Source organism: Planktosalinus sp., from assembly GCF_059864935.1.
In genome coordinates, this window is the sequence record NZ_JCBCCK010000070.1 from 1 (window position 1) to 5,265 (window position 5,265).

5 protein-coding genes are annotated in these 5,265 nt (G+C 40.3%); 3 read left to right on the plus strand and 2 right to left on the minus strand.

Annotated elements, in window-relative coordinates; all coding sequences use genetic code 11:
• Both AC6F75_RS03130 and AC6F75_RS03135 read right to left on the minus strand, forming a co-directional pair.
• Nucleotides 1-206 (minus strand): Maf family protein (locus tag AC6F75_RS03130; protein ID WP_500713494.1); only part of this gene is annotated, 206 nt, incomplete at its 3' end.
• Nucleotides 207-285: 79 nt separating this feature from the next.
• Entirely contained in the window at nucleotides 286-612 is a 327-nt protein-coding gene (locus AC6F75_RS03135) for a YbaB/EbfC family nucleoid-associated protein (RefSeq protein ID WP_500713495.1), read from the minus strand.
• A gap of 70 nt (nucleotides 613-682) precedes the next feature.
• Here AC6F75_RS03135 and AC6F75_RS03140 point away from each other — a divergent pair, with 70 nt between their 5' ends.
• The 3 genes from AC6F75_RS03140 to capB form a co-directional block, all read left to right on the plus strand.
• Nucleotides 683-2,818 (plus strand): prolyl oligopeptidase family serine peptidase, encoded by a 2,136-nt coding sequence (locus AC6F75_RS03140; protein WP_500713496.1) that lies wholly within the window; start codon nucleotides 683-685, stop codon nucleotides 2,816-2,818.
• A 99-nt stretch (nucleotides 2,819-2,917) separates the two neighbouring features.
• Complete coding sequence (gene capA, locus AC6F75_RS03145; protein ID WP_500713497.1) at nucleotides 2,918-3,958, plus strand: cysteate synthase; 1,041 nt, start codon at nucleotides 2,918-2,920, stop codon at nucleotides 3,956-3,958.
• 140 nt (nucleotides 3,959-4,098) lie between these two features.
• Nucleotides 4,099-5,265, plus strand: a 1,167-nt coding sequence (capB, locus tag AC6F75_RS03150; RefSeq protein ID WP_500713498.1) for a cysteate-C-fatty acyltransferase, incomplete at its 3' end; no start/stop codon positions are given.

Here is a 5,265-nt window from a genome sequence, read left to right on the forward strand (position 1 = left end):
TTTTCCTTTAAACCGGTAAACGCAGCCGCTTTTAAAACGGAGAGGTATTCAGAAATTTCTTTGCCTTTTAAATGATTTGGAAACACTTCCTCCACCGGTTTCAACTGAATTGAAAACGGGATATCCAGTTCCCTAAAAAACTGCTGCCTTCGCGGTGAGCCTGAGGCGAGGATGATGTTTTTGTCTTTTAATAGTGATTGCAGCATATTGAAAATTTAATGTTCAAAATTCAAGGATTAAATTTAACTTGAAACCATAAACCATAAACCATAAACCATAAACCCTTTACTTAAACATCCCCTCCATCCCGGGAATATTGGGCATGCCTTCTTTGGCCACTGCGGCAAGTTCGGTTTCATGAACTGATGTGGCTCTAACAATGGCTTTGTTTAGCGTAAGCACTAAATAATCCTCCAATTGTTCCTTGTCCTGCATCAGGCTGTCGTCAATTTCTATGCTTTTTATATTGCGGTTGGCGGTTAGGGTTACCTGCAATAGGCCATCACTGCTTTTTTCGTCCACCAAAACGGTGTTCAGGCGTTCTTTGGTAGCTTCTACTTTCTGTTGGGTTTCCTTAAGCTTACCCATCATTCCCATTAAATCTCCAAACATAATTTTCTTGTTTTTAAAAAGTGAAGCACAAAATTATTAAATTCGCTTGTTACTAACTAACTAATAACAAATGAAAAATAGTTACCTCCTTATTGTGTTATGTCTTATTTTTGCCACCTCGTGTAAAAAAGATAAAACACAGCAAGACCAAATGGACATTACACCCCCCACTGCACAAAAAATTGAAAAACACCTTGAGATTCACGGTGACATAAGAATCGACAACTATTATTGGTTGAACGACAGGGAAAATCCCGAAGTGATTGACTACCTGGAGCACGAAAACGACTATTACCACAAAATGACAGCCCATACCAAGGATTTTCAAACTTCACTCTTTGAAGAAATGAAAGCCCGTATCAAGGAAGATGATGAGTCGGTTCCTTATTTCTACAATGGCTATTACTACATCACCCGTTTTGAAACTGGTAAGGATTATCCCATTTTTACCCGTAAAAAAGACTCGGTTGATGCGGAAGAAGAAATTATGTTTGACGGAAACAAAATGGCTGAAGGCCACGCCTATTTCCACCTGGCAGGCATAAACGTTAGTCCTGACAATAAACTGGCCGCATTTGGTATTGACACCGTAAGCCGAAGAAATTACACCATTCAGATTAAAAACCTTGAAACCGGTGAAATATATCCTCAAAAAATTGAAATGACCACCGGAGGTTCTACTTGGGCAAACGATAATAAAACATTGTTTTACACCCGAAGAGATGTTCAAACACTGCGTTCAGATAAAATACACAAACATAAGCTGGGTTCAAACCCTAGTGAAGACGTTGTGGTTTTTTACGAAGAAGACGACACTTACAGAACGTTTGTTTACAAAACCAAATCTGACCGCTATTTGGTCATTGGCTCTGTGAGCACACTCACCAGTGAATTCCGCATTTTAAATGCCGACACACCGGATGGGGAGTTCAAAATGTTCAGCCCCAGAGAACGCGGCGTGGAATACAATATCGCCCATTTTGACGACCATTTTTATGTGCTGACAAATAAAGACGGCGCCAGCAATTTTAAACTGATGAAAACCCCTGTCAATAAAACTACTTCAGACAACTGGCAGGAAGTGATAGGTCACAGGGAAGATGTGTTGATTGAAGATTTTGAAATTTTTAAAGACTATCTGGTAGTTAGCGAGCGCAACAATGGTTTGAACAAAATATACATCAGCCGATGGGATGGTACGGACTCCTATTATTTACCGTTTGACAACGAAACCTATACCGCATACACCACTCAAAACCCCGAATTTGATACTGATATATTAAGGTACGGGTACAACGGTTTGACACAACCTGCTGCAACCATTGATTTTAATATGAAAACCAAAGAACAGACCATTCTTAAAGAACAGGAAGTTCTTGGAGGCAAGTTTGACAAAAACAACTATGAGTCCAAGCGGCTATGGGCAACTGCGGCAGATGGTACAAAAATTCCGATTTCTATTGTGTACAAAAAAGGAATCCAGCTTGATGGCACTAATCCATTGTTGCAGTATGGTTACGGTTCATACGGCGCAACAATGGATCCTTATTTTTCATCCACACGTTTGAGTTTGCTTGATCGCGGATTTATTTTCGCTATAGCACACATTCGCGGAGGCGAGTATATGGGCAGACAGTGGTATGAAGACGGAAAACTGCTGAATAAAAAAAACACCTTTACTGATTTTATCGATGTATCGAAATTCCTGATTGCCGAAGGTTACACTTCACCCGAGCATTTGTATGCCATGGGCGGCTCAGCCGGCGGACTTTTAATGGGTGCCGTAATGAATATGGCCCCTGAATTGTACAATGGTATCGTGGCAGCCGTTCCTTTTGTGGATGTGGTGACCACTATGCTTGATGATTCCATTCCTTTGACTACCGGTGAATATGATGAATGGGGCAATCCCAACAATGAAGCATATTATCAATACATTAAATCTTATTCACCTTATGATAATGTTGAGGCCAAAGCTTATCCCAATACGTTTGTAACCACAGGGTTACACGACTCACAGGTGCAATACTGGGAGCCGGCCAAATGGGTAGCCAAGTTACGCGAATTAAAAACAGACGATAATTTATTGTTTTTTCACACCAATATGGATGCGGGTCATGGCGGCTCTTCAGGCAGGTTTGAAGCCTTGAAAGAAGTGGCCATGCAGTATGCATTTTTACTGGACATGGAAGGAATTAACGAGTAATTAAAAAAAATAAATTAAATTTGCACAGTTTTGCAAAGTAATGGAGTTTGTTTTTTTTTGTATATTTAACTCCATTTGTTTCTTATCAAACATATATTTATGAAACAAGAAATAAAAGCGTACAGTAATGTTCTCGAACTTATTGGCAACACACCGCTAATTCGTTTAAACAACGTTACCCAATCCCTGAAGGGCGAGTTTCTTGCTAAAGTAGAAGCTTTTAATCCCGGACACTCCACCAAAGACAGAATAGCACTTTATATTATTGAAGAAGCCGAAAGAAAAGGCATCCTTAAGCCCGGAGATACTATTATTGAAACCACCAGTGGAAACACAGGTTTCAGTATTGCGATGGTGAGTGTGATTAAAGGCTATGAGTGTATTTTGGCGGTAAGTTCAAAATCGTCTAAAGACAAAATTGACATGCTAAAATCCATGGGTGCCAAAGTTTATGTTTGCCCTGCAAACGTGAGTGCAGACGACCCGCGCTCCTACTATCAGGTGGCCAAACGTATTCACGAAGAAATCAAAGGCTCTATCTATATCAATCAGTATTTTAATGAATTGAACATTGACGCTCATTTCAAAACTACCGGTCCTGAAATCTGGGAGCAAACCGAAGGGAAAATTACCCATTTGGTGGCTTGCAGTGGTACAGGAGGAACCATTTCGGGAATTGCAAGATTCTTAAAATCCAAAAACCCCGCTATCAGAATTTTAGGAATTGATGCTTTTGGTTCAGTACTTCAAAAATACCACGAAACCCGCGAGTTTGATGAAGAAGAAATCTATCCTTACCGCATCGAAGGTTTGGGTAAAAACCTGATTCCTACAGCAACAGATTTTGATATTATCGACAAGTTTATAAAAGTAAATGACGAGTCTAGTGCCCATATGGCGCGTGAGTTGGCAAGAAAAGAAGGCCTTTTCGTTGGTTACACCAGTGGAGCCGCTATGCAAGGGGTCAAACAACTTGCTGAAGACGGCGAATTTGATAAAAACAGCAAAGTGGTAATTATTTTCCCTGATCACGGTTCGCGCTATATGAGCAAAGTGTTTAGTGACGACTGGATGAATGAGCAAGGATTTTTTGACAGTCAAAACCTTGAAGCTAAAGAGAAAATAGAATACATCAAGTAAAAAACATTTTTATATTTCAAAACCATCACTTACATTGTGATGGTTTTTTTTGTTTTCGGCCAAACCCAAATTGGTTACATATAAAATTGTATTGCCAATTAATTTATTTAATTTTACTGCGTTAAATTGACTAACTTTTTATGAGAGATTTATTTGATAAAATCTACAAAGACAAGGGACCCCTTGGAAAGTGGGCAGAACAGGCAGAAGGCTATTTTGTATTTCCAAAACTTGAGGGACCCATTTCCAACCGAATGAAATTTAAGGGCGAAGAAGTAATTACCTGGAGCATCAATGATTATCTGGGCCTTGCCAACCACCCTGAAGTAAGAAAAACAGATGCTGAAGCTGCTGCAAAATGGGGCTCGGCATACCCAATGGGCGCTAGAATGATGAGCGGTCATACTGATCTTCACGAAAAACTGCAAGACGAACTTGCCGCTTTTGTTGATAAAGAAGCTGCTTATCTTTTAAACTTCGGTTATCAGGGAATGGTATCTACCATTGATGCCCTTGTTTCCAAATACGATGTGATTGTTTATGATGTGGATGCACACGCTTGTATTATTGACGGGGTTCGCCTGCATTTGGGCCAGCGCTTTACTTACAAGCACAACGATATGGAAAGTATCGAAAAAAACCTGCAACGCGCCACTAAGGTTGCTGAAAAAACAGGCGGTGGAATCCTACTTATTTCAGAAGGCGTTTTCGGGATGCGTGGTGAACAGGGGAAACTCAAGGAAATCGTTGCACTGAAAGAAAAATACAACTTCCGCTTTTTTGTTGATGATGCCCACGGATTCGGAACACTTGGGAAAACAGGAGCCGGAGCAGGTGAGGAGCAAGGTGTTCAGAAAGATATCGATGTGTATTTTGCCACTTTTGCCAAATCAATGGCGAGTACAGGAGCTTTTATCGCTGCCGATCAGGAAATTATCAATTATTTAAAATACAACCTGCGTTCACAAATGTTTGCAAAATCATTGCAAATGGTTTTAGTTGAGGGTGCCTTGAAACGACTGGATATGTTGCGCACTATGCCCGAGCTCAAACAAAAACTTTGGGAAAATGTCAATGCACTACAAGGTGGCTTACGCGAAAGAGGTTTTGATCTTGGAACCACACAAAGTTGTGTGACACCCGTCTATCTTGAAGGAAGTATACCAGAAGCCATGGCATTGGTCAAAGACCTACGGGAAAATTACAGGATATTCTGTTCCATAGTGGTTTATCCCGTGATACCTAAAGGGTTAATTTTACTTCGTTTAATCCCAACAGCCACTCATACTGCCGAAGATATTCAGGAA

Coding starts and splice junctions, on each gene's coding strand:
- AC6F75_RS03135 (WP_500713495.1), bottom strand. CDS start 612: ATGTTTGGAGATTTAATGGGAATGATGGGTAAGCTTAAGGAAACCCAA.
- AC6F75_RS03140 (WP_500713496.1), top strand. CDS start 683: ATGAAAAATAGTTACCTCCTTATTGTGTTATGTCTTATTTTTGCCACC.
- capA (WP_500713497.1), top strand. CDS start 2,918: ATGAAACAAGAAATAAAAGCGTACAGTAATGTTCTCGAACTTATTGGC.